The 19,886-nt window shown below is 42.5% G+C and carries 19 protein-coding genes; 12 read left to right on the top strand and 7 right to left on the bottom strand.

Features of this window, described 5'->3' with window-relative positions; all coding sequences use genetic code 11:
- Window positions 1–930: 930 nt before the first annotated feature.
- The 3 genes from VJ786_RS02665 to VJ786_RS16585 all read left to right on the top strand — a co-directional run bounded on the left by VJ786_RS02665 (window position 931) and on the right by VJ786_RS16585 (window position 1,817).
- Window positions 931–1,197, top strand: a complete 267-nt coding sequence (locus tag VJ786_RS02665; RefSeq protein ID WP_437129004.1) for a TFIIB-type zinc ribbon-containing protein — start codon at window positions 931–933, stop codon at window positions 1,195–1,197.
- 117 nt (window positions 1,198–1,314) lie between these two features.
- Window positions 1,315–1,728 (top strand): sensor histidine kinase family protein, encoded by a 414-nt coding sequence (locus VJ786_RS02660; RefSeq protein ID WP_245153237.1) that lies wholly within the window; start codon window positions 1,315–1,317, stop codon window positions 1,726–1,728.
- Complete coding sequence (locus VJ786_RS16585; protein ID WP_367575540.1) at window positions 1,653–1,817, top strand: ATP-binding protein; 165 nt, start codon at window positions 1,653–1,655, stop codon at window positions 1,815–1,817. The genes VJ786_RS02660 and VJ786_RS16585 overlap by 76 nt, the downstream gene beginning before the upstream one ends.
- A 71-nt stretch (window positions 1,818–1,888) precedes the next feature.
- Here VJ786_RS16585 and VJ786_RS02655 read toward each other — a convergent pair whose 3' ends face one another.
- Complete coding sequence (locus tag VJ786_RS02655; protein ID WP_336557222.1) at window positions 1,889–3,904, bottom strand: BCCT family transporter; 2,016 nt, start codon at window positions 3,902–3,904, stop codon at window positions 1,889–1,891.
- Window positions 3,905–4,162: 258 nt separating this feature from the next.
- Here VJ786_RS02655 and VJ786_RS02650 point away from each other — a divergent pair, with 258 nt between their 5' ends.
- From VJ786_RS02650 to VJ786_RS02640, 3 genes are all read left to right on the top strand, one after another.
- Entirely contained in the window at window positions 4,163–4,369 is a 207-nt protein-coding gene (locus VJ786_RS02650; RefSeq protein ID WP_336557221.1) for a hypothetical protein, read from the top strand.
- Between the two features lie 247 nt (window positions 4,370–4,616).
- Window positions 4,617–5,126, top strand: a complete 510-nt coding sequence (locus VJ786_RS02645; RefSeq protein WP_336557220.1) for an RNA polymerase sigma factor — start codon at window positions 4,617–4,619, stop codon at window positions 5,124–5,126.
- A gap of 724 nt (window positions 5,127–5,850) precedes the next feature.
- Window positions 5,851–6,021 (top strand): hypothetical protein, encoded by a 171-nt coding sequence (locus VJ786_RS02640; RefSeq protein WP_167554334.1) that lies wholly within the window; start codon window positions 5,851–5,853, stop codon window positions 6,019–6,021.
- A gap of 663 nt (window positions 6,022–6,684) precedes the next feature.
- On the opposite strand, the gene VJ786_RS02635 is transcribed toward VJ786_RS02640, so the two are convergent.
- From VJ786_RS02635 to VJ786_RS02610, 6 genes are all read right to left on the bottom strand, one after another.
- Window positions 6,685–8,343 (bottom strand): sodium/sugar symporter, encoded by a 1,659-nt coding sequence (locus VJ786_RS02635; RefSeq protein ID WP_336557219.1) that lies wholly within the window; start codon window positions 8,341–8,343, stop codon window positions 6,685–6,687.
- 1 nt (window position 8,344) lies between these two features.
- On the bottom strand, window positions 8,345–9,511 hold the full coding sequence (locus VJ786_RS02630) for an aldose epimerase family protein (protein WP_336557218.1): 1,167 nt from the start codon (window positions 9,509–9,511) through the stop codon (window positions 8,345–8,347).
- A gap of 20 nt (window positions 9,512–9,531) precedes the next feature.
- Window positions 9,532–10,686, bottom strand: a complete 1,155-nt coding sequence (galK, locus tag VJ786_RS02625) for a galactokinase (RefSeq protein ID WP_336557217.1) — start codon at window positions 10,684–10,686, stop codon at window positions 9,532–9,534.
- Window positions 10,686–11,732 (bottom strand): UDP-glucose--hexose-1-phosphate uridylyltransferase, encoded by a 1,047-nt coding sequence (locus VJ786_RS02620; RefSeq protein WP_134778100.1) that lies wholly within the window; start codon window positions 11,730–11,732, stop codon window positions 10,686–10,688. The genes galK and VJ786_RS02620 overlap by 1 nt, the downstream gene beginning before the upstream one ends.
- A gap of 47 nt (window positions 11,733–11,779) precedes the next feature.
- Window positions 11,780–14,728, bottom strand: a complete 2,949-nt coding sequence (locus VJ786_RS02615) for a family 43 glycosylhydrolase (RefSeq protein ID WP_336557216.1) — start codon at window positions 14,726–14,728, stop codon at window positions 11,780–11,782.
- A gap of 74 nt (window positions 14,729–14,802) precedes the next feature.
- Window positions 14,803–15,069: a hypothetical protein gene (locus VJ786_RS02610; RefSeq protein ID WP_134778101.1), complete on the bottom strand. Its 267-nt coding sequence runs from the start codon at window positions 15,067–15,069 to the stop codon at window positions 14,803–14,805.
- A gap of 881 nt (window positions 15,070–15,950) precedes the next feature.
- On the opposite strand from VJ786_RS02610, the gene VJ786_RS02605 reads away from it, so the two are divergent.
- The 6 genes from VJ786_RS02605 (at window position 15,951) to VJ786_RS02580 (ending at window position 19,885) form a co-directional block, all read left to right on the top strand.
- Window positions 15,951–16,127, top strand: coding sequence for a hypothetical protein (locus tag VJ786_RS02605; RefSeq protein ID WP_167554336.1), 177 nt, complete (start codon window positions 15,951–15,953; stop codon window positions 16,125–16,127).
- 18 nt (window positions 16,128–16,145) lie between these two features.
- A complete protein-coding gene (locus VJ786_RS02600; protein ID WP_134778102.1) occupies window positions 16,146–17,891 on the top strand; it encodes a fibrobacter succinogenes major paralogous domain-containing protein in 1,746 nt (581 codons plus the stop codon).
- Window positions 17,892–18,010: 119 nt separating this feature from the next.
- Window positions 18,011–18,139, top strand: a complete 129-nt coding sequence (locus VJ786_RS02595) for a hypothetical protein (protein WP_336557215.1) — start codon at window positions 18,011–18,013, stop codon at window positions 18,137–18,139.
- A gap of 32 nt (window positions 18,140–18,171) precedes the next feature.
- Complete coding sequence (locus VJ786_RS02590; RefSeq protein ID WP_167554337.1) at window positions 18,172–18,336, top strand: hypothetical protein; 165 nt, start codon at window positions 18,172–18,174, stop codon at window positions 18,334–18,336.
- Window positions 18,337–18,345: 9 nt separating this feature from the next.
- The gene (locus tag VJ786_RS02585; RefSeq protein WP_134778103.1) at window positions 18,346–18,723 is read left to right on the top strand and encodes an MmpS family transport accessory protein; all 378 of its coding nucleotides are present in this window, start codon (window positions 18,346–18,348) and stop codon (window positions 18,721–18,723) included.
- A gap of 526 nt (window positions 18,724–19,249) precedes the next feature.
- On the top strand, window positions 19,250–19,885 hold the full coding sequence (locus tag VJ786_RS02580; protein WP_336557214.1) for a response regulator: 636 nt from the start codon (window positions 19,250–19,252) through the stop codon (window positions 19,883–19,885).
- Window position 19,886: the final 1 nt, after the last annotated feature.

Here is a 19,886-nt window from a genome sequence, read left to right as displayed (position 1 = left end):
TCAAAAATTTCTTGGGATTTATTCCAAAAATCATTCCTGCAGTAATCTTTTGCTATCTGGATCAATTAATACCCTCTTCGGAAAGGAGCGAGTGAATCGAAATCCTGAATTTTTCATTTTGAATATTAAAAGGACCAAAACTGGAAGTTCAGATTCTTGAACGGTCGACTTGCCATCATGCACGAATTTATTGGACCATCTGATCCCATCCATAGCTATCCAAAATGTGTCCAGAGTTTTAATGGGATAAACAACGATGTTGAAAGGACAAAACATGTTATTAGGATACTTCCATCAACCAACTTAAGCAATTGGGCTATTTTGGCGACATGTGCATACTCCGAGATTGAATGTAGGGTAAGGGGAAGCATAAATGATGTTTACCCTGAAATAACACGTTCCTAGTTAAGAAATTAATTAAGTTCCCTCTATTTCAAGGAATAACCTTTCTTTACCAATGCCAAAACTTTAAAGTAACCCCAGCGTTGAGAATTATCCGTAAGTACCCCCTGCAGTTAACTCAATTTCCTCGGATCATTGACATGATCTAAATCTGGTATGCAAACCTATTATCTATACAATTAAACAAAAGACTAATCTGTCAGTTGCAACTAAAGATTGGACTCTTCAAATAGGGTCTGCGGCTTGTCACCAGGTAACCATTTCAAACGAAAAAGTGGACATATGGAAAAACAGGATGTAATTGTTGAGGTACTTTTCAAAAAAAACTCAATCAAATAAACCCTTATCCTCATTACCCAGAAATTTAAACGTTTATAACATCTGGCTGGCACAAGATGTTAAATAAAGCAAAATTAAATTTAATTTATGCGTTTTATTGTAATATGTTGTCTATTTTGGGATTATAAATCATGTACTATGAAATGTCCAAATTGTAATGAAATTTTATTAATCGCAGAAAGGAATCGTGTGGAAATAGATTACTGTCCCAATTGCAGAGGAATCTGGCTGGATAAAGGTGAACTGGATAAACTACTCGATTATGCTGCAAACCATAATAACTTTCCCCAGTCGCAACAGACCGTTGACAGAAACCAAACCATCGACCAAAGGGAGGATAAATATTACAGAAAAGATGAAGATCATTGGCAGGGACAGCATCGAGATGATTATGGAAAACAAAGATATCCAAAAAAGAAAAAATCATTCCTATCCGAATTTTTCGATTTTGATTGATAGTGAATGGTTTGACTCGATAAAATAAGCGAGAGGTTAAAATGGAAGCGTTATATATGTTTAAATGTTAGCACGGTTTATTGATCCTAATCATCCTCGACTTTTGATTTTAATCTGATGGAGAATCTGCTTAACCAGCAATTCAAGGGCGAGGGATTACCGACAGAGACCTTTGACATCCGTGAACTGTTAGGTTATTGCACCAAGATCCTCGAAATAAAAGCGATGGCCAAAGGCCAGAGAATAATCCTAAAAGCAGACCATATAATTTTCATCCCGGCCCAAAATGAACAACTGTGGAGGGTATTCAGCAATCTTATAACCAATGTCATAAAATTCGCTCCACATGGAGCACAAATGGAAGACACAGCTATCAAACAGGTATCGAAAGTCTTAGTGAGCGTAAGGATAGTGGGCCAGGAATCCCTTCACAAATATCAGGGACGATCTTTGATTTGTACAACAAGTGTAACCCCTGTACTGACGGGGAGGAATCCTTCGGAATGGGCCTGGTTATCTGCAGATGGATAGTAGAGGCTCACGGAGGTAAGATATGGTACGAGAACAATTTTGATAAGGGCGCTAATTTTTATGTCGAGCTACCCAGCACCGATAAATAACGGTAATGCTGTCCAAATCTAAACCCTTATTTCCAGCCTGGTCCCTGATGAAAAGCGGGGATTCTGATCTACTACCTTATCCTCCTGTTTGCATTGCTACTAATGAACATCTTATTTTTATCCTCCGAAATTATGGCCACGAATCGTTCATAATGCTTCAGGATATCTGCGATCAGTTCGTCCTTGGTAAATAACCTCACGTCATAACCCTGCCTTGCATCACCAAAATAGGCCAGAGGAAAGTAGGCTTGCCCATCTTCCATATCCGAGAGGTTTTCCTCCTTCTGGAAATATTCCGGAAAATCCTTAGTCTCACTCCGTACACCATAGATGAAATTGTTCACCAAATCATACCGGATCTCGATTTCAATAAAATTTGGCTCTTTGCCCTGATTTATATTAGCCTCGATCCCATTCTTGATAAATTCGTTACTGAGTTCATGTATCGCATTTCCGGCAATATCCCTCATATAGGAATCAATATCATTCTGGGAATCAACTTTCACTATCTGCCTTAACCGGTCCTTCCATAATTTTCCGGACCATGGAACGGTAGATACCGAAAACTCCTGCTCATAATATTTTTTGTCTATCGACAGGGCCTTTACAAGGCAGGCTATCATGACTAGAATGATGATCGAGAAGGGAAGTGCCGTGATCAGGGTCATGCTCTGTAGGGCTTCCAATCCTCCTGCATTCAATAAGAATAGGGCCAAAACGGCTAATAACACTCCCCATCCGGCTATCTGCCATTTCGGAGAAACCTTGGCATTCTTGGTAGCAATGCTGTTCATGACGAACATCCCCGAATCTGCTGAGGTCACAAAGAATATCATGATGATCGCTATAACCATAAAACTAATGACCTTGGTAAACGGTAGATATTCCAGAAACCTGAACATCAGGGCATCTGGATCGTTTGCCAATGCGCTCAGAGCACCTCCAGAAACATGGCTGTCCAGCCAGATGGCACTGTTGCCGAAAACGGACATCCACATAAAATTGAATATGGTCGGAAGGATCAGTACGGCTGCAATAAACTCCCTAATAGTCCTTCCTTTTGATATCTTCGCAATGAAGAGGCCCACAAAAGGAGACCATGAAATCCACCATGCCCAGTATAGGATCGTCCAATTGTAGAACCAAGGTAAGGATGCATCCTCATAAACATGGGTATTGAAGGTCAGGTTAAAGAAATTATTGATGTAGTTCCCCAATCCTTCTGTAAAGCTACCTATCAGATAGACGGTCGGTCCAAGAAAAAGAACGAACAACATCAGCAAAATAACCACTGCGATATTGAGGTTGCTCAGGATCCTTACGCCCTTATCCACTCCGGTGGTCGCTGAAAAAACTGCGATCGAGACCAGGATAAACACAATAATAGCCTGATTGACGAAGCCGGTCTCATGAACTATCCCAAGTATGTGCAAACCAGAATTTATCTGCACAACGCCGAAACCCAGAGTGGTGGTTATTCCAAAAAAGGTGCTGCAAAGGGCGAATACATCGATGGTGTTCCCCCAGCGGCCCTGTATCCTGTCCTTAAGAATCGGATAGAGGCAGCTCCTCAGCGAGAGGGGAAGTTTATATCTATAGGCAAAATAGGAAAGTGCCAGCCCTACCAAGCCATATATCGCCCAGGCGTGGATGCCCCAATGGAAAAAAGTATACAGTTGTGCGTTCTTAGCACTATTGACATAACTGCTGTTGGCAAAGATCTCATTGGAATAGTGCTGCATAGGTTCAGCAACACTAAAATACATCAATCCTATACCCATACCGGCTGCGAAGAGCATAGAAATCCAGGAAAAGAAGGAATAGTCCGGAGAACTGTCGTTTCGCCCCAATTTGATATCTCCGTACTTACTGAACATCAGGAATAGCAGGAACAGAACAAAGACAGTTACTGCCCAGACATATACCCAATTCAGGTTCACGAAAATAAAGTTCTTTACCACATCCAGGACCGTGCTAACCCTCCCTGGGAATATCGCTGAAGCCAAACACACGGCAAGGATAAAGATCAAACTTGGTAGAGTGACTCCGCTATTAAGTGATGAATTGATTTTTCTAGATTTTGACATGGGTTCGAATCGATGGTTCAAATCAAGAGTATTCCTGGATAAGGAACACCTCATCCTTCTATAACAGTTATCCGAACAATAGGTTTTGGAAATTTCCATTCTAGGTTGACACTTTTGTGGAATGGTGGGGGAGGGACAAATATAAACAGGTCCCCAAAAATCATGCATGCCCTTATTACGGTGTATTCCGAAGCATGATGGAGTTTCAAATATCTGGACCATATACCTTGGCATCTGATAAATAACCTTATTGTTAGATTGCAAGAAACACTTCCCCTATCATTTCTTGTAGAACCTGTTTTACCTTACGGGACCAGCTTTAAAAAAATGTTTTCTTCGGGGATTAAAAAAGAAAAAAATAAGGATATGGAAAAAGATAGTCGGCTACATACCGATAAAAGAATGGATAATGTACAACATGATGCGACAGGATTAATTTTAGTGTCGGAGGGTGCAGTGTACTAACAAATACTAACCAGTCCCATAGGTAAAAAACCCGTTAGGCCCTGGATAAAACCAGAATAATCACGTATTAAGCACGAGAAGAAGACCCTTATTTGGCATTCGATTTGATTTACATCTGATATACAACCTTTTGTTTGATAAGACTGGTTATTTTAACGCGAGGTTTGATATCCAGTCTTATCAATACTACCCAACAGTTCGAATTGTCATTCAGGATATAACAGTTTTTTACAAAATAGTTTTAACCATGAACAATGATTTTATAATAAAAGAAGTGCTGGTTCATTCGCAGACTCTATTGCAGTACGCCAAAAGGTTTACCAAGGATGAAACTGATGCTCAAGATCTTTTGCAGCACACCCTGATGAGGGTCCTGAGATATCATAAAAATTATTCAAAAGGATCTAATCTTCTAGGCTGGGTATATACAATAATGAGAAGCTGTTTTTTGAACGATTGCAGGAAACAGAATTTAATGAATAATTTTATAAAAAACGCTAATCCTGAAAATGATCCCGAACTAAGATTAACAAACAACAAAAGTGAAAACAGATTCTTCATGGAGGATTTTCAAAAGGTTATGGAAACGGTCCCAGAAAAGTTCCTTACTCCTTTCCTCATGCATTTTGAAGGATTTAGGTATTATGAGATAGCCGAACATCTGAATGTGCCTGAAGGGACTGTAAAAACCCGGATCCGTACCGCAAGGAAACTACTAAAAAAGAACCTCTCGAGCTATGGTGATTTAAAAGCATAATTGATATAAGATCCAGATCTGTCAAGCTGCTGAACCTTTTGACAAATAAGACCCTTTTTTGTCGAAGATGACCTACAAATCGTTACTTAATGGAAACGGACAAAAAATAAACCCACCTTCAAATGATGGTGGGTTTGATTGAAAGTAAATTGTAATGTTTGTAACCAAATCAAATTTATCATTTTATATTATAGAACACCCCTGTTTGAACAAAGGAAAATATTTTTGTAGCCAAATTTCGTATTTACGATTTCCAAACTTTCTCTATTTTAACCAGATCTCTTCTATTCTTAATATTGAAATCGAGAACGGTTAGTATTATCCATATATGGATATCCTGCCCCTTAGGATTACCATTTATTGATCTGGATATTTTTTGATCATCGGAAAAGTAAGATTCATCGTTGGATATCCTATTAACCCTTCCTTTGATTTTGTTCTTTGGTAGAGGTACCCATTTCCAAATGGGAGGTCTGGTTCCAATTCAAACCAATAAAGTTCTATGCTTCTGTAAATGAAGTAGGTCACTTTATATCCTCAGGGGCTCATATCATCAAAAAAATCGGATAGATTACTTTCCAAGGGGCAAATGTCCAATTGGAATTAGACGTTTCCTCGAGAGGCGGCGTTATTTAGGATATGCTATTATAAGTGGTATTTGTACGTATTATTTAAAAAAACTGAACTTGTTCCAAAATGACCGTGTTCAATTTATAAAAACGAAATGGAAACGAAATCAAATTTTGACCTCACCGCGTTTATTTTCAGACATGCCCTCTGGTTTAAAGAGAACTATTCACTGCAAGAAGCCGAGAATTTTATAAAAAAGACCCTAAAGGAAGATCCTAAAGAAAAGAAAAAATTATTATTGAAGATCAGGATGCCCACTCCATAATTTTGTTAATCCAAATACAGGAAATTACCTGAACAACCTGTTATAGAGATAATAACCGATTATTGTGCTCATTATGAACACGATGATCAAACATATCCTTAGTATTTTATCCTCCTTATCCATAATGCTGAAATTAACTATTATATGTTATCGGGACCCATTACCTTAGTATGGACATTAGTTTATAGCCAAAATTAAAACCCACAATGAATATCAACACCAATAGGGCAATTATCAATAATAAGGTGATGCCAGCTTTTCTATTCATATTTCAATTTAAAGATTAGAAATAAAATCTTCCCTCGAATTGTTAAATTTAGGAAGTTTTAGACCTGGAGCGAAAATTAAATGATATTAAACCGAGTAGCAGCACGGACATGGACATCCTGTTCTGATCGAACAGAACAGGGAAATCCTTAAATAAACAACCAGCCTATGTCACTAATCCGTAGGTAATCTTTTATCTCAGTACGTTCTTTCCATCGAGTGCAACGATTAAAATTCAGTCAATGTTTTGACCAAAAAATCGATCCTAACAATTTTCCTCTCCAGGCAAAGATATAAAATAGGTCGGTCAGTCAAATGGCATGCCCTTTTCCCAATCATCGATCATGGTCCCAGCTCTTAAAACAGCAATAAAAAAATTCCATTTATTGACAGCACTTACCAGAAAACAGTGTACAATGCAGCAGTAATACCCAACACGATCAAAGCCCCAACAGCAAAACCCGTTTTGGTTTTGAACATGGTAGAATCCACCTCGAGTCCTTTCGGCACGATGCCTCTCTTATTATCAAATAAAGAGATAAAATACATCCCGATCAAACAGAAAATAAACACAAATCCTACACGATCGATAAATGGAATCTCATATACTCCGTTCAAGGGTACAGAGAATCCTGTGGATGCCAGGAATGAAAGATCCATGAACTTCGGAAGGAATTTCAATACGATGGACATCAAAAAACCACCAATGGTAGCGAATAGGGCAGCATTGGAGGTTGTTTTCTTCCAGAAAAACCCTAAAAGGAACATCGCAAAAATTCCTGGTGACACAAATCCGGTATACTCCTGAATATATTGGAAACCGCCTTTTTTATCGATTCCCAAGTGTGGTGCAATGATGATCGCTAAGACCATGGAAACCACAATGGTAATTTTACCCACGTTCACCAATTTCCTTTCAGATGCATTTTTATCGAAAATCTTCTGATAGATATCCAGCGAAAATATCGTAGCTACGGAATTGGCCTTACCTGCCAAAGATGCGACCACCGCAGCAGTAAGTGCAGCAAAAGACAATCCTTTCAATCCTGTAGGCAATAAGCTCAACAGTACGGGATAGGCGCGGTCAGGGTTCAATTCTCCACCTGCCAACATCTCCTGTTGGAATTTACCATCCTGGTAAAGAACATAAGCTGCAATACCTGGCAACACGACGATCAATGGCATTAATAATTTAAGTACCGCAGCGAACAGAAGGCCATTTCTGGCCGTTCCAAGATCAGCGCCAAGTGCACGCTGAGTTATATATTGGTTACAGCCCCAATAACTTAGGTTGATGACCCACATACCCCCGATCAACACGCTCAAACCCGGTAGATCGATATAATTTGGATTGTCCGGCTCCAGGATCATATGGAAATGATCATTTGCCTTTTCATGGACAAGGTTGAATCCATCCAGGATGCCGTTACCGCCAAAGTGGGTAGACACAAGATCCAAGGCGAGATAGGTTGTTGCCAAACCACCAAGGATCAGGAAGAAAACCTGTATCACATCCGTATAACCGATTACCTTCATTCCGCCCAATGTAATGATAATGGCAAAAACAGCAAGGCCAATCATACACATCTGGAAATCCAATCCGGAGATGGAAGAAACGGCCAATGCCCCTAAGAATAATATGGAGGTCAAGTTCACCACAATGTACAATAATAACCAAAAAACCGCCATGATCATGGAAACAGTACCATTGTACCGGACATTGAGGAACTGCGGCATGGTAAATATCTTGTTCTTGAGGTATACCGGCAAGAAGAATACTGCTACAACGATCAAGGTAGCTGCTGCCATCCATTCATAGGTCGCTATGGCCAGTCCGATCTTGAAACCGGAACCGCTCATACCGATGAACTGCTCTGCAGAAATATTCGACGCGATCAGGGAAGCCCCGATTGCCCACCAGGTCAATGAACCCTCGGCTAAAAAATAATCCTTTGAATCACCAGAGGCTGATTTCTTTTTGTAATAAATGTAAAGTCCGTATCCTGCAACGATGACAAAATAACAGAGGAATACGATATAGTCTTTGGTTTCCATACTATTTGGTTGTACTGAATTTATAGATTGATTTGGTAGAATAGGTATCTCCAGGGTTTAGAACGGTGGAAGGGAAATTAGGTTGGTTCGGTGAGTCAGGAAAATGCTGTGGTTCTAAACATAGTCCTGTACGGAAGCTATCCGTTTTTCCGTTTTTCAAGGTCACCTTATTGCCCATGAAATTTCCGGAATAGAACTGTATGCCGGGCTCTTGGGTATAGATCTCCATGACAATTCCTGTTCTATCACCAGTTAGGGTTACTGCGTGGTTAAGCCCATCGACCTTGGTCTCATTCAACACAAAATTATGGTCATATCCCTTCCCGAACTTCAACTGTTGATTGTCCTGTTCGATATCCTTTCCGATGGTTTTGCTAACCGTAAAATCAAATGGCGTTCCTTTCACAGGGGCCAATTCTCCGGTTGGGATCAAAGTACTATCTACAGGCGTATATTTATCCGCAAAGACCTTCAATTGATGGTCCAGGATGGTACCGCTACCCTCCCCATTCAAATTAAAGTAAGCATGATTGGTTAGATTGATCACTGTTTTCTTATCCGAGGTCGCTTGATAATGAATTGTCAATTCATTGTTATCACTCCAGCTGTATGTTACCTCCATGCTAATATTCCCGGGGAAACCTTCGTGTCTATCAGGAAGGGTATAGGTAAAGGTGACCATTTTAGCATTGGCTTCCTTTACTTCCCAATTGGCAAAGTGCAGGCCTTTTTTTCCGCCATGTAAGGTATTCGGGCCATTATTTGTCGGTGTAGTGAAGGTCTCTCCATCCAGGGTAAACTTCCCTTTGGCGATTCGGTTTCCAAATGGACCTACGATCGGCCCAAAATAGGGTTCGGCAGGGTTATTATAACTACTTGCCTTATCAAAACCAAGCACAACATCGGTTAAGGTACCATGCTTGTCCGGAACCATAAGTCCTACCAAACGAGCGCCAAAATTGGTCAGATAAGCCGTAGAACCCGAAGCATTTTTCAGGGTGTATAACTTTACATCTTTACCAGCTACCTTCGAACCAAAGGATGCTGAATCAAGGATAGTATGTAACGTGTCGGATGGGTTTTCGGCAGTTTGCTTCTGTGGTTGCTGACAGGACATCAGGCCTATCAGCGCGCCACCCAGGAAGAGGTTAGCTATATTTCTTTTCATTTTAAGTTTATAATTGAATTCTAATATACTAATTCTGAACCATTTCTGGTTTCCACAAAAATGGGGGTCAGTTCCAAACCGAATACTTCCCCATAAGTCGGAGCCAGCGCATCCACCAAGGCTTGGCCATATCCCCTTTTTACGATGTTGATGGTACAGCCTCCAAATCCGCCCCCCATCATCCTGGCACCAACAACCTGTGGATGGGATTTGGCATTTTCCACCAGAAAGTCCAATTGCCTGCAACTCACCTCATATTCATTGCTCAACGCATCATGCGCCAAAAACATCTGTCTGCCCAGTTCTGCTATATTTCCACTTACTAGGGCATCACAGGCCTGCTGAAGACGGATATTCTCCTCTATCACAAACTTCCCTTTGGTATAGGCTGCCTTATCGATATCCTTCACCGTCTCGTTCAACATATCTATGGTCGCATCCCTTAAACTTTTAACCTGCGGATAGACCTCTTGGATCAATGAAACCGCTTTCTCACAGGATTGACGACGATCATTATAAGCAGAAGTTGCTAAAGAATGCTTAACGTTCGTATTGAGCAGCACGAGCTCATAATCACCCAATTCCAATGGAACATATTCGTAGGATAAATCCCGACAGTCCAACTTAAGCACATATCCTTCCTTGCTCAGTACAGATGCGAACTGGTCCATGATGCCACATTTCACTCCTGCGAATGTATGTTCTGCCAACTGACCGATCTTCGCAATATCCACCCGATCCAGGTCCAGGTCGAATAGGCTGTTCAGCCCAAATCCAACAGCACATTCTACCGCTGCGGAGGAGGATAGTCCAGCTCCAACAGGTACATCTCCATCAATATATAGATTGAACCCTGAAATGGCCTTATTCCTTTCCTTCAATTGGTTCACCACGCCCAATATATAATTTGGCCAACCCTTATCCGTCGGTTCCACGTCGGCTAGATCAATCTGAAAAGATTCGTTGAAACCTGCTGCGTATAGAAGTACCTCCTCATCATCACGTTTGCCCAATCCTACATAAACCGCCTTATCAATTGCAGTAGGGAGTACAAACCCTTCATTGTAATCGGTATGTTCCCCAATAATATTTATCCGCCCCGGTGATTTGACGACCAAATCCGGATCAACAGCATAAACCTCCTTAAAACGGTCACTGATCTCTTTTCTATCCATTAAACTTTTCTTTCTTTATAATGTATGTTTGATTGATTCCTGATGGTCTCTGCGGCCGTTTCTGGTGTGATATCACGTTGTGGATTGGCCAACATTTCGTACCCTACCATGAATTTTTTAACTGTGGCAGAACGCAATAAAGGCGGATAGAAGTGCATGTGCCAATGCCAGAAACCCTGATCCCCACTATTCACAGGTGCCTGATGCATCCCTGCGGAATATGGAAAGGATGTTTCAAATATATTATCGTATTTGGTGGTCAGTTCCTTCAGTACCTTGGCCAGGTCCTCACATTCTAGCTCCGAAAAATCACGAATGTCCTGCACATGACGTTTGCTGATGATCATGGTCTCGTATGGCCAGGATGCCCAGAACGGAACTAACGCCACAAAATGTTCAGCATCGATCAATATTCTGACCTTTTCCTGAAGCTCTACTTCCAAATAGGCCGATAGCAGACTACGCCCATGTGTGTCAAAATATTCCACTTGTCTTTGTTCTTCCTTTTCGACCTCTACTGGAACGGAATTCTGTGCCCATATCTGTCCGTGTGGATGCGGGTTGCTACATCCCATGATCGCCCCCTTATTTTCAAAAATCTGGATGTATTTTATCCATTCATGCGAGGCCAATTCCTGAAATTCTCCTTTCCAAACTTCTACCACCAACTTCAGGTCCTCTACAGTCATTTCAGGAAGGGTCAGATCATGTCTTGGCGAAAAAGCGATCACCTTACAGATCCCTCTTGCCGTTTCTGCCAGTAATAGATCAGAAACATTGATCTCCCCTTGCCGACTATCTTTCAGCAGGGCAGAGAAATCATTCACAAAAACGAATGGTGCTTTGTACTGGGGATTATGATCGCCATCTGCACGGTTATTCCCAGGGCATAAATAGCATTTAGGATCGTAGGCAGGACGGTTATCGCTGGCTAGATCTTCCACTTGTCCCTGCCAAGGACGCTTACTGCGATGCGGAGAAACCAATATTTTCTCTCCTGTAAGGAGATTGATACGGGTATGGGGTATGTCGTTTATTGCAAACATGGACCGGTTTATTAATATTTAGGTGGGTCTAATATACTAATCAATCCTTATTTCGTGGTTGGTCCGTGTACTTTTAACACACCTTTTTTATCAATTTCCATTTCATCGATAAAAACGACCCTATCCTGCCCGCTCTGTGTAGTCCTTCCATGGTAAACACAATACATTTTCCCTCCTCTTCCTACCAGGATGGAATTGTGCCCGGTTCCTGTCACATCTCCACCCTTTTCGGTGTTCTTCTCCAATACCGGATTATGCTTGGATTTTTTGAACGGTCCCAATGGATTTTTGGAGGTCGCATAGCCTACCGCATAATATTTTCCGGCATAAAAGTTCGCAGAATACATCATATAATAGGTGTCCTGCTGCTTTATCAGGTAGGATCCTTCAGTCCAACGGCGGTTGACTTCCTTGTTGTTTACCGATCGGCTTTCCCATTCTGCCTGTACATCGTCCATTTTCAGTGGTGGTCTCAAAAGCATTTCAGGTTCCCCGATCACCCCACTCAGGTCAGGTTTTAATTCTACCCCATAAACCCAACTCTCCTCGATCTCCGAAAAGATGCCCTGTTGTTTTGCCCATTGGGAAATTTCAGATTCCACGGGATGTTTGTAACAACATCGGGAATAATAGAGGTACATTTTTCCACTTTCCTCCACAAAAACATTGGCATCGATGATGGGATATCCTGGGTCGAAAAGTGGTTCTCCGGTCATATCCACAAATGGTCCGGTCGGCTTGTCGGAAACCGCCACCCCTATTTTATAGTTCTCCAGTTCGTTATTGGGGTTGTTCTTCCAATGTGCCGAATAGAAGAGGTAGAATTTATCATTCCATTTATAGACTTCAGGTGCCCAAAAATCCTTGGTTCCCCAAGCTTTCTCCTGAATGTTGGTATATATTACCCCTTCCTTTTTCCAATCCTTTAGATCACTGGAGGAATAAGCAACAAATCCGTTTTTTGTTCCACCGGTTCCATAAAGATAATATCTGTCGGAGGTATCATCATAAATGATGTAGGGATCACCCAATGCCACTTTTAATGGATTTCCGGGCAAGGTTTCTGGCTGGCGGTTTGTCGGCCGTACAGTAGGCATCGGAATATCGTTCAGATTGGCCTTCCCAGCTCCGATAATTGGCCAGCCATTGTTCCAGTTGACCTCATCCAAAAAAAGCATCCTACGCGAAGTATTGTTGGGCAGTTTTCCGTGTTTTTTGTCTATGCCGTGGTAATAGATCCATTCCTTTCCCTGGTCATCCGCAATGATTCCAGAGGTATGGCCCGGCCCGGCAATTTCCGGAGTCCCTTGAAGGATAAGGGTGCCATGGCCACGCTCTCTAAGATCTCGTCCCTGTTGATCAACATAGGGACCTAATAGCTGTTTGGAACGACCTACCAAAACATGGTATTTGCTGTTTGCTCCTTCGCAACAAGAGCCTTTAGAACCCAAAAAATAATAATATTCGCCCTTTTTATAAATGGTTACCGCTTCAAAATCACCGGCGGCGATCTTGACCTTTTCTGTATTCTTGAGAGTTTTACCATCCTTATCCAATTCTACAGCAAAGGTTCCCTGTTTCGGCCCATCATTGAACGATCCCCAGAAGAGATATTTCTTTCCTTGATCTTCATGATAAAATGGATCGATGGAATTGGGTACATCAATACCCTTGCTACTGAACAATTTCCCTTGATCGATAAAAGGCCCTTTTGGAGAATCGGAAATGGCCAGACCCACTCCAGGGTCTGGATCGCCCCAAGTAGAAAAGGAATAATATAAGTAATATTTTCCGTCCACGTAATTGATATCCGGAGCCCATATGCCCCCGGCATTTTTCCAGGTTGGCTTGGTCTGAAAGGCAGAGCCAACATATTTCCAATTCACCATATCCTTTGATTCCAGAATGGGCACTAACCTAGATCCCTTGCCATCATCCCAATTATCCTGGGTTCCATAGGCATAGTATAATCCGGTTTTTGGATCCTTTATAACGGATGGATCGGCCAGAACAGGTTGGAAAACCGGATTCTTGAAGGTGGGGTCCTTCCTAATTAAAGTAGGGGTTGAGAAGTCTGGCTTGACCCGCATGACCTGTTCGCCCTTTTCCTCTTCAAAATACACCTCACCGATATGCATGATCCTGGGATGGATCCTTTCCTGATCGTGATGGGAATGGAAAACGATCCTTGGCTTTCCGTTTTTATCGATGAAAGTTGCAGAATGCCCCACCCCAACTAGGTCTTTAGGCTTTTGGAAGATAGGATTGGCATCGTATTTTTTCCAAGGTCCAGTGATCTTATCGGAGGTGGCGAAACCTATCCCATAGAACGGGCTTTCATAACTATTAGCGGAATAGGTGAGATAGTATTTCCCATGGTTTTTAATGACAAAAGCGCCTTCGTTTACCCTGGGCCATACCTTTTCCCAATCCTGGGATACCTGGATGACCGGTTTTTCCGTTCCTTTCTTAATATGTAAAAGGTCGGGTTCGAGCTCCGCAATCCATATGTTCAGCCCATCATTGAATCTGTCGTACAGCATATATGGCCTACCTTCATCGATGAACAGCGAATTGTCTATACATTTCTCATCGGCTATCATCGGCTTTTTTTCCTTTTGTGTAAAAGGTCCCAACGGGCTATCGGATGTGGCGACACAGATGTGCTCTTCAGCAGTATAGAACATATAGAACTTACCCTTATGGAAATGCACTTCCGGAGCCCAGAACCATTTTTCCCCCCAAACATCCGCTTTATTTAATGCAAGTTTACGCGTTGGCTCTTTCCAGGTCTCTAGATCATCGGAAGTATACACCCTGATACCGTCAGCACTTGATGTTCCGTAGGCATAATAGGTTCCATCGTAGAGCAGCACAAAGGGATCACCTAAATATACCGGAGAGGTTCCGGGGCTGGCAATTGATCCGATAGGAAAGAATACAAAATGAAGAACATGTAAAATAACGAACAGGATTTTTGGGAATGTGTTTGACATTGCTGAAATTTAGGTTAGGTCGATGGATATAAATCTTCCCCTATTATTTAATCCCGGGAATACTTATCACAAATTTATAGATTAAAGTTAATGTTTTTTTCCTGCTTTACAACACAGGAAATGATCTTTGGGCTGGGATCAAGAACCATCGGGTGGATTGGCACCACAGAAATATACCCCGGTGGGAGAATGGCGGGTCTTTGGATGAATTTCGCTCCCACAACAAACTTCAGATGGACATTCTTGGAACGATGGGGAATCGCTCCGGCGAACCATTTAAATAACATCCCGGAAAATGGGATTGGGAATAACACATGGGTGATCATGATGGGGGAATTCACGGATATTTGTAACCATTGAGAAGGCCATCAAATGAATGCCCGCAATCCATATTCGTCCTGCGGGCGTTACACAAACTATTAATAAGCCCACAATCTATTGATTATTTTTGTCAATCCCAAATAATCGGGTGCCTCCTGAGCCCTATACCTCTCCCAGCCTCTCCGAACGGACAGTTACGAACGAATTCCGAAACCTCCTTGCGTAGGGACAAATGTGTACTGATCCCGTCTCTCAAATCAGACGACCAGCATACCACCCATCGTTGACCATAAAAGTGCCGACTTTGAATCAACTGGACGATCTGTCCGCTGACTCTATCAAGCATCCGACCGCTCATGATGGTATGGACCGGAAGCTTTGGTATACCTGATCTTAACATAGCCCCCTTTTTTCCAGGAGGCTGAAAGGATTAAAAAAATATGCTTGGTTAATATTGAGGTACCCAACCAGGACTCGGGTTTCAGGGAATGAGCGGTCCTTGCAGCCAATTCCTCATCATAGAGAATTGTTCAAGCGGCTATCGGAATGGGTATTCCAATTTTATTATATCCATCAAAAAGTCCCAAATATTTATCCACTGCCTCAGAATTCAGGACACTTGATAGGACCAACCTCGATCTCACCTTTCCCAATTTCAGGGGATCCTACCTAATCTCTGGAGGGGGTAGGGTATCCCTTTCCGCAATATCCAATTTTGTTGCATGATTTTGTACCTCAGCATTCTATTGGCAGGGATTGAGTCCGCATTCCCGTAGTAATACCTTTACAAATTTTTATTTTCACCATGTCCAGCACATCTGTTGACGTCCAAAAACAATTGAAAAGCCTAGTTTTGTGGCAATTAAAAGTTTAATCCTTTTGTTTAAAAGCAGAGTACATCATGGGCAATAAAAAGAAATACATCTCGCCGGAAGTTTCGGTTGTCTATATCAGAATGGAAAATGGCATTGCCGCCGGATCGGCCTCGATTACCCCTGGAGGATCCAATTCCAATTACCAACCAGAAATCGATGACTGGACCACAGATGATGGGTACAACAATTCCATTGACCTTTAACCGGATAAGTAGAAATATATGAAACAACACCTGATATTAATATATTGCCTTTTCTTTTTTTGTTGTTCCTGTAGCAAAGAAAATGATCCGGACGGGACTGCTGGCCAGCAAGGGGATGGGACTTCCATCACTTTTGAGATAAGTGGGATCGACAACGGGACACAGGTCGTAGATGTGAACAGGGAGCAGATTTCCAAAATCCATGCGGCCTCTCATTCCCCACAAAGTATCCTATACCAGAAGCAGGAACCGTTCAATGAATTCTGTGATGCGGTGGTGAGCCTGAGCGAAGTCCCGACCAATGCCCAGACGAGCAAAAAAGTCCTATCCGCCATAGGATCCAGGTCAACTGGTGAACACGGAGTTAAACTTTCGAGCACCGACATGCCGATCGGCAGGACCTACCGGGTCGTACTCTACGAAGGAGGTACACAGGTCGCTACACTGAACGCAACCTCTGGAACAGCCTTCACTTTTTCCGGGGCCTTCCGGAATCGCGTATACACCTGGTTTGCATATTCTTACAACAATTCCGTACCCTTTACAGGGAACTTCGATGATGCCAACCCGAATATTTCGCTTTCTGGCAATTCGGGACTGCTGTACGCGTCGGGAACAATTACAACAAGTAATACGCTGAATTACAACAACAAACTGAACATCCTGTTCAAGGAAAAGTCCGCGATAATAGAACTGGTTGTGGATGCCAGGGGAATGTTCGGAACGATAGGTGATATACAGGTAAGCAATATGACAGCGGGACAGTTGAAGAACGGTGTCCTGAACCTAAGGACAGGAAATTTTGTTTCCTATTCAAACGCACCCTTGGTCAACCGCTCCAATTCGGATTTTGTGAACCATAATGCTGCTCTTTCCGACCAGGTAAGAAGAACGAATTTCTACACTGTAGATGCCCAGAACCAGATCTCGAACTTTAAGGTGAACATTTCCACTTTGACCCTGCGAGGAGATCTCTATCCGGAATGGGGGGATCCCATTGTATTCACAAATCGCGAGTTCACGGTGGCCACACCGTTCACACCACAGCACAATAAGCGTTATAGGGTCACCATAACATTGATAATGACGCCCAAAACAATAGGATCTGGTACTTCCCGGACCGAATGGGCAAGGGGAAACCTATATGTAAAGGGCAGCGGAACCCCCTCTGCGGAATATAGGATGCGTTTCCATGCCGCATCCAATGCCTACAGGATAGTGGCTTCGGGGTCCACCAGTGAGGCAAAAGGTGAATATCTGAACTGGCGGGCCTTATCATCGGGCGCAACTGCGGCAAGTTCGGGAACGAACGATCCCTGTGCATTGGTATATCCTGCCGGTAGATGGAAGATGCCAACAAACACAGACATCAATAGGCTCTCATCGCATTCATCACGACAATTCCGCCATTATGGAGGAAGGGAGACCATACGTTTGTTAAGGTTTGACTTCTCTGGTTCGGATAACCCTTACGATCCCGAAAACAGGCTCTCGTTCCCTTTATATGGATATAGGAACGTGAACAGCTATGCGGTCACCGGATATAATATCTCCTCCTCTGGCACAGCCTATGGCTATTATTGGTCCGGGGACCAGTCCAGTAGCACCAATGCATATATGTTAAGTATCGTTTCAAGCGGTTCTACCTCAGGGAACTTCAGTTTATCCAGTATGGCTAAGAACCGTGGGGCCAATATCAAATGTGTCAGGGACCTGAACTGGACATCTGCCCAGCTCCCTGCCTTACCGGCGGCTGATTATTAAGGAACTGTCCTTCAATGCTGAAAATTCCACAATAGGACATTAATTCTTTTTCCCCTGTGCCTCAAATGTATGGTTGGCCATGTGACTAAAAAATAAGTCCATCCCACCGGGGAGGGGGGATGGACATCACATCTAACTATGCCCGGATGGGCGTACCAACGAATTATATTGGCGAAAAATATGCAGCAAAAATAAGACATATGTCTGATAATGGACAAGTTATCCGTCACGAGTTGTTGAAAATGTAGCTAACCGGCTATCCCCATCAGTTTTGCAGGGCATGGTTTCGGTTAAAGGAGGATATCAGTTACCATCCCATTATTTGATCCTTATACCGGTTGTTTCCATGGCCGTTACCTATTGGAAGGATCAGAATAAATCAAGGGATCGATTTTTTGCCACTGAAGAATCTGGCTCCATATTTGCTGATTATCGGGACATATAAAAATAATTTATGAAAAACTTTAAACTATTATCCCTGATCCTATTGGTTCTTCCGATCTTCTTCTCATCCTGTAGCAAGGACGATGGTCCATCAGATGATCAGGTGGAAAGGAAGGTTCAGTACAAGATCATTGGTTCTGCAGGTGTGAATATCACCACGATCGTCTATTATGATGGTGACACACCCGTTTCAAAGACAGGTTCCTTTGGCAGTGAATGGACCAGTGAGGTGGGCGTATCTACCAAAACACCTATGGCCTCAGCCAATGGCACAGGACCTGATGATGGTTCCACGCTAAAAGCACAGATCATCATTGATGGAAAGGTCGTTAAGGAAAGTGCCCCTTCCACCGGTAAGATCCTACAGACAAATGTTTCCTACTTTTAGGTAGGTCCGTACCACGCGTTCCAGGCCAATCCAATCCGCAGGTGAACCACTCACCCTTTAGATTTGTTATAACTGGTTTTCCTGCTTGGGGGGAATGGCATGGAACGATCGGATATGAACTTTACCAAACATACTTCTTTTTAAGGAACGCTATCAGCTGAGCGTCCCCCTCCTCCATTTCCGTTAACTCTTCCTTAGGAACAGTACCATTAACATCGGTCATCCCTTCCTCCCAAATCACACAGGTAGCATATCGCATACCCGACCTTTGTCATACTCAGGTCCCATAGAAATCGGAAGACGCCTCATCGGTCATTCCGGTCTGAATACCTCAGTGATTCAAACTGATGGAAGAATCTTCCTGAATCCCACTTTTTCAAAAGGATTATCATTTCCAACCAGTACAATTAGGCAATAAAAACGTCCGTGGGGCATGAGGCTCATGGGATTGGAATAGGATCAGGGGAGGTACCATAACGAAAAATAGTTATTGGTAAATAATATCAATTTCCCAATATTTGCTAAAATGACCAACATGATATCTATCGCCATTGTAGAGGATGAAAAATTCTATAACCACACCCTTAAGAGAGTGTTGGACCTGCACAAGGAATTCAACTGTGTTGCCCAGATATATTCAGGAGCGGATGCACTTGTTCAATTACCATCGGTGCGGCCGGACTTAGTTTTGATGGATCTCCACCTAAAGGATTATTTAGGCAGCGATCTGATCAGGCTTTTGAAGGAAAAAATGCCTGAGAGCACTTTTGTGGTCATTACAAGCTTTGAGGAGGAAGAGAGAGTCTTTGAATCGCTACGCGCGGGAGCCGTAGGGTATCTGGTAAAAGGGGAAAGTCTGGAAAACATCACCAAAGCTATCCACGAGGCATATAACGGCGGTGTACCGATGAGTAGAACCATCGCACAAAAAGTCCTCAACTTCTTCAGGAAACAGTCTGAAAAACAGAATCGTATACCCGATCTTTCCCCTACTGAGCTAATGGTATTGGAAATGATGGCCAAAGGACAACCCTATAAGGAGATCGCCCATAACAAGCATGTTTCGGTAGAAACGATTAAAAAACATATCAGTAACATCTACAAAAAACTGGGCGTAAAAAATAAGGTGGAAGCAATCAACTTTTTACGGAAGTACGACTAGC

Source organism: Sphingobacterium tenebrionis, assembly GCF_037126265.1.
GTDB lineage: Bacteria > Bacteroidota > Bacteroidia > Sphingobacteriales > Sphingobacteriaceae > Sphingobacterium > Sphingobacterium tenebrionis.
Note: the sequence above shows the minus strand (reverse complement) of the source record. Positions and strands in the feature narration are given on the sequence as shown.

Coding starts and splice junctions, on each gene's coding strand:
- VJ786_RS02660 (WP_245153237.1), top strand. CDS start 1,315: ATGGAGAATCTGCTTAACCAGCAATTCAAGGGCGAGGGATTACCGACA.
- VJ786_RS02655 (WP_336557222.1), bottom strand. CDS start 3,904: ATGTCAAAATCTAGAAAAATCAATTCATCACTTAATAGCGGAGTCACT.
- VJ786_RS02645 (WP_336557220.1), top strand. CDS start 4,617: ATGAACAATGATTTTATAATAAAAGAAGTGCTGGTTCATTCGCAGACT.
- VJ786_RS02640 (WP_167554334.1), top strand. CDS start 5,851: ATGGAAACGAAATCAAATTTTGACCTCACCGCGTTTATTTTCAGACAT.
- VJ786_RS02635 (WP_336557219.1), bottom strand. CDS start 8,343: ATGGAAACCAAAGACTATATCGTATTCCTCTGTTATTTTGTCATCGTT.
- VJ786_RS02630 (WP_336557218.1), bottom strand. CDS start 9,511: ATGAAAAGAAATATAGCTAACCTCTTCCTGGGTGGCGCGCTGATAGGC.
- galK (WP_336557217.1), bottom strand. CDS start 10,686: ATGGATAGAAAAGAGATCAGTGACCGTTTTAAGGAGGTTTATGCTGTT.
- VJ786_RS02620 (WP_134778100.1), bottom strand. CDS start 11,732: ATGTTTGCAATAAACGACATACCCCATACCCGTATCAATCTCCTTACA.
- VJ786_RS02615 (WP_336557216.1), bottom strand. CDS start 14,728: ATGTCAAACACATTCCCAAAAATCCTGTTCGTTATTTTACATGTTCTT.
- VJ786_RS02605 (WP_167554336.1), top strand. CDS start 15,951: ATGGGCAATAAAAAGAAATACATCTCGCCGGAAGTTTCGGTTGTCTAT.
- VJ786_RS02600 (WP_134778102.1), top strand. CDS start 16,146: ATGAAACAACACCTGATATTAATATATTGCCTTTTCTTTTTTTGTTGT.
- VJ786_RS02595 (WP_336557215.1), top strand. CDS start 18,011: ATGGACATCACATCTAACTATGCCCGGATGGGCGTACCAACGAATTAT.
- VJ786_RS02590 (WP_167554337.1), top strand. CDS start 18,172: ATGGTTTCGGTTAAAGGAGGATATCAGTTACCATCCCATTATTTGATC.
- VJ786_RS02585 (WP_134778103.1), top strand. CDS start 18,346: ATGAAAAACTTTAAACTATTATCCCTGATCCTATTGGTTCTTCCGATC.
- VJ786_RS02580 (WP_336557214.1), top strand. CDS start 19,250: ATGACCAACATGATATCTATCGCCATTGTAGAGGATGAAAAATTCTAT.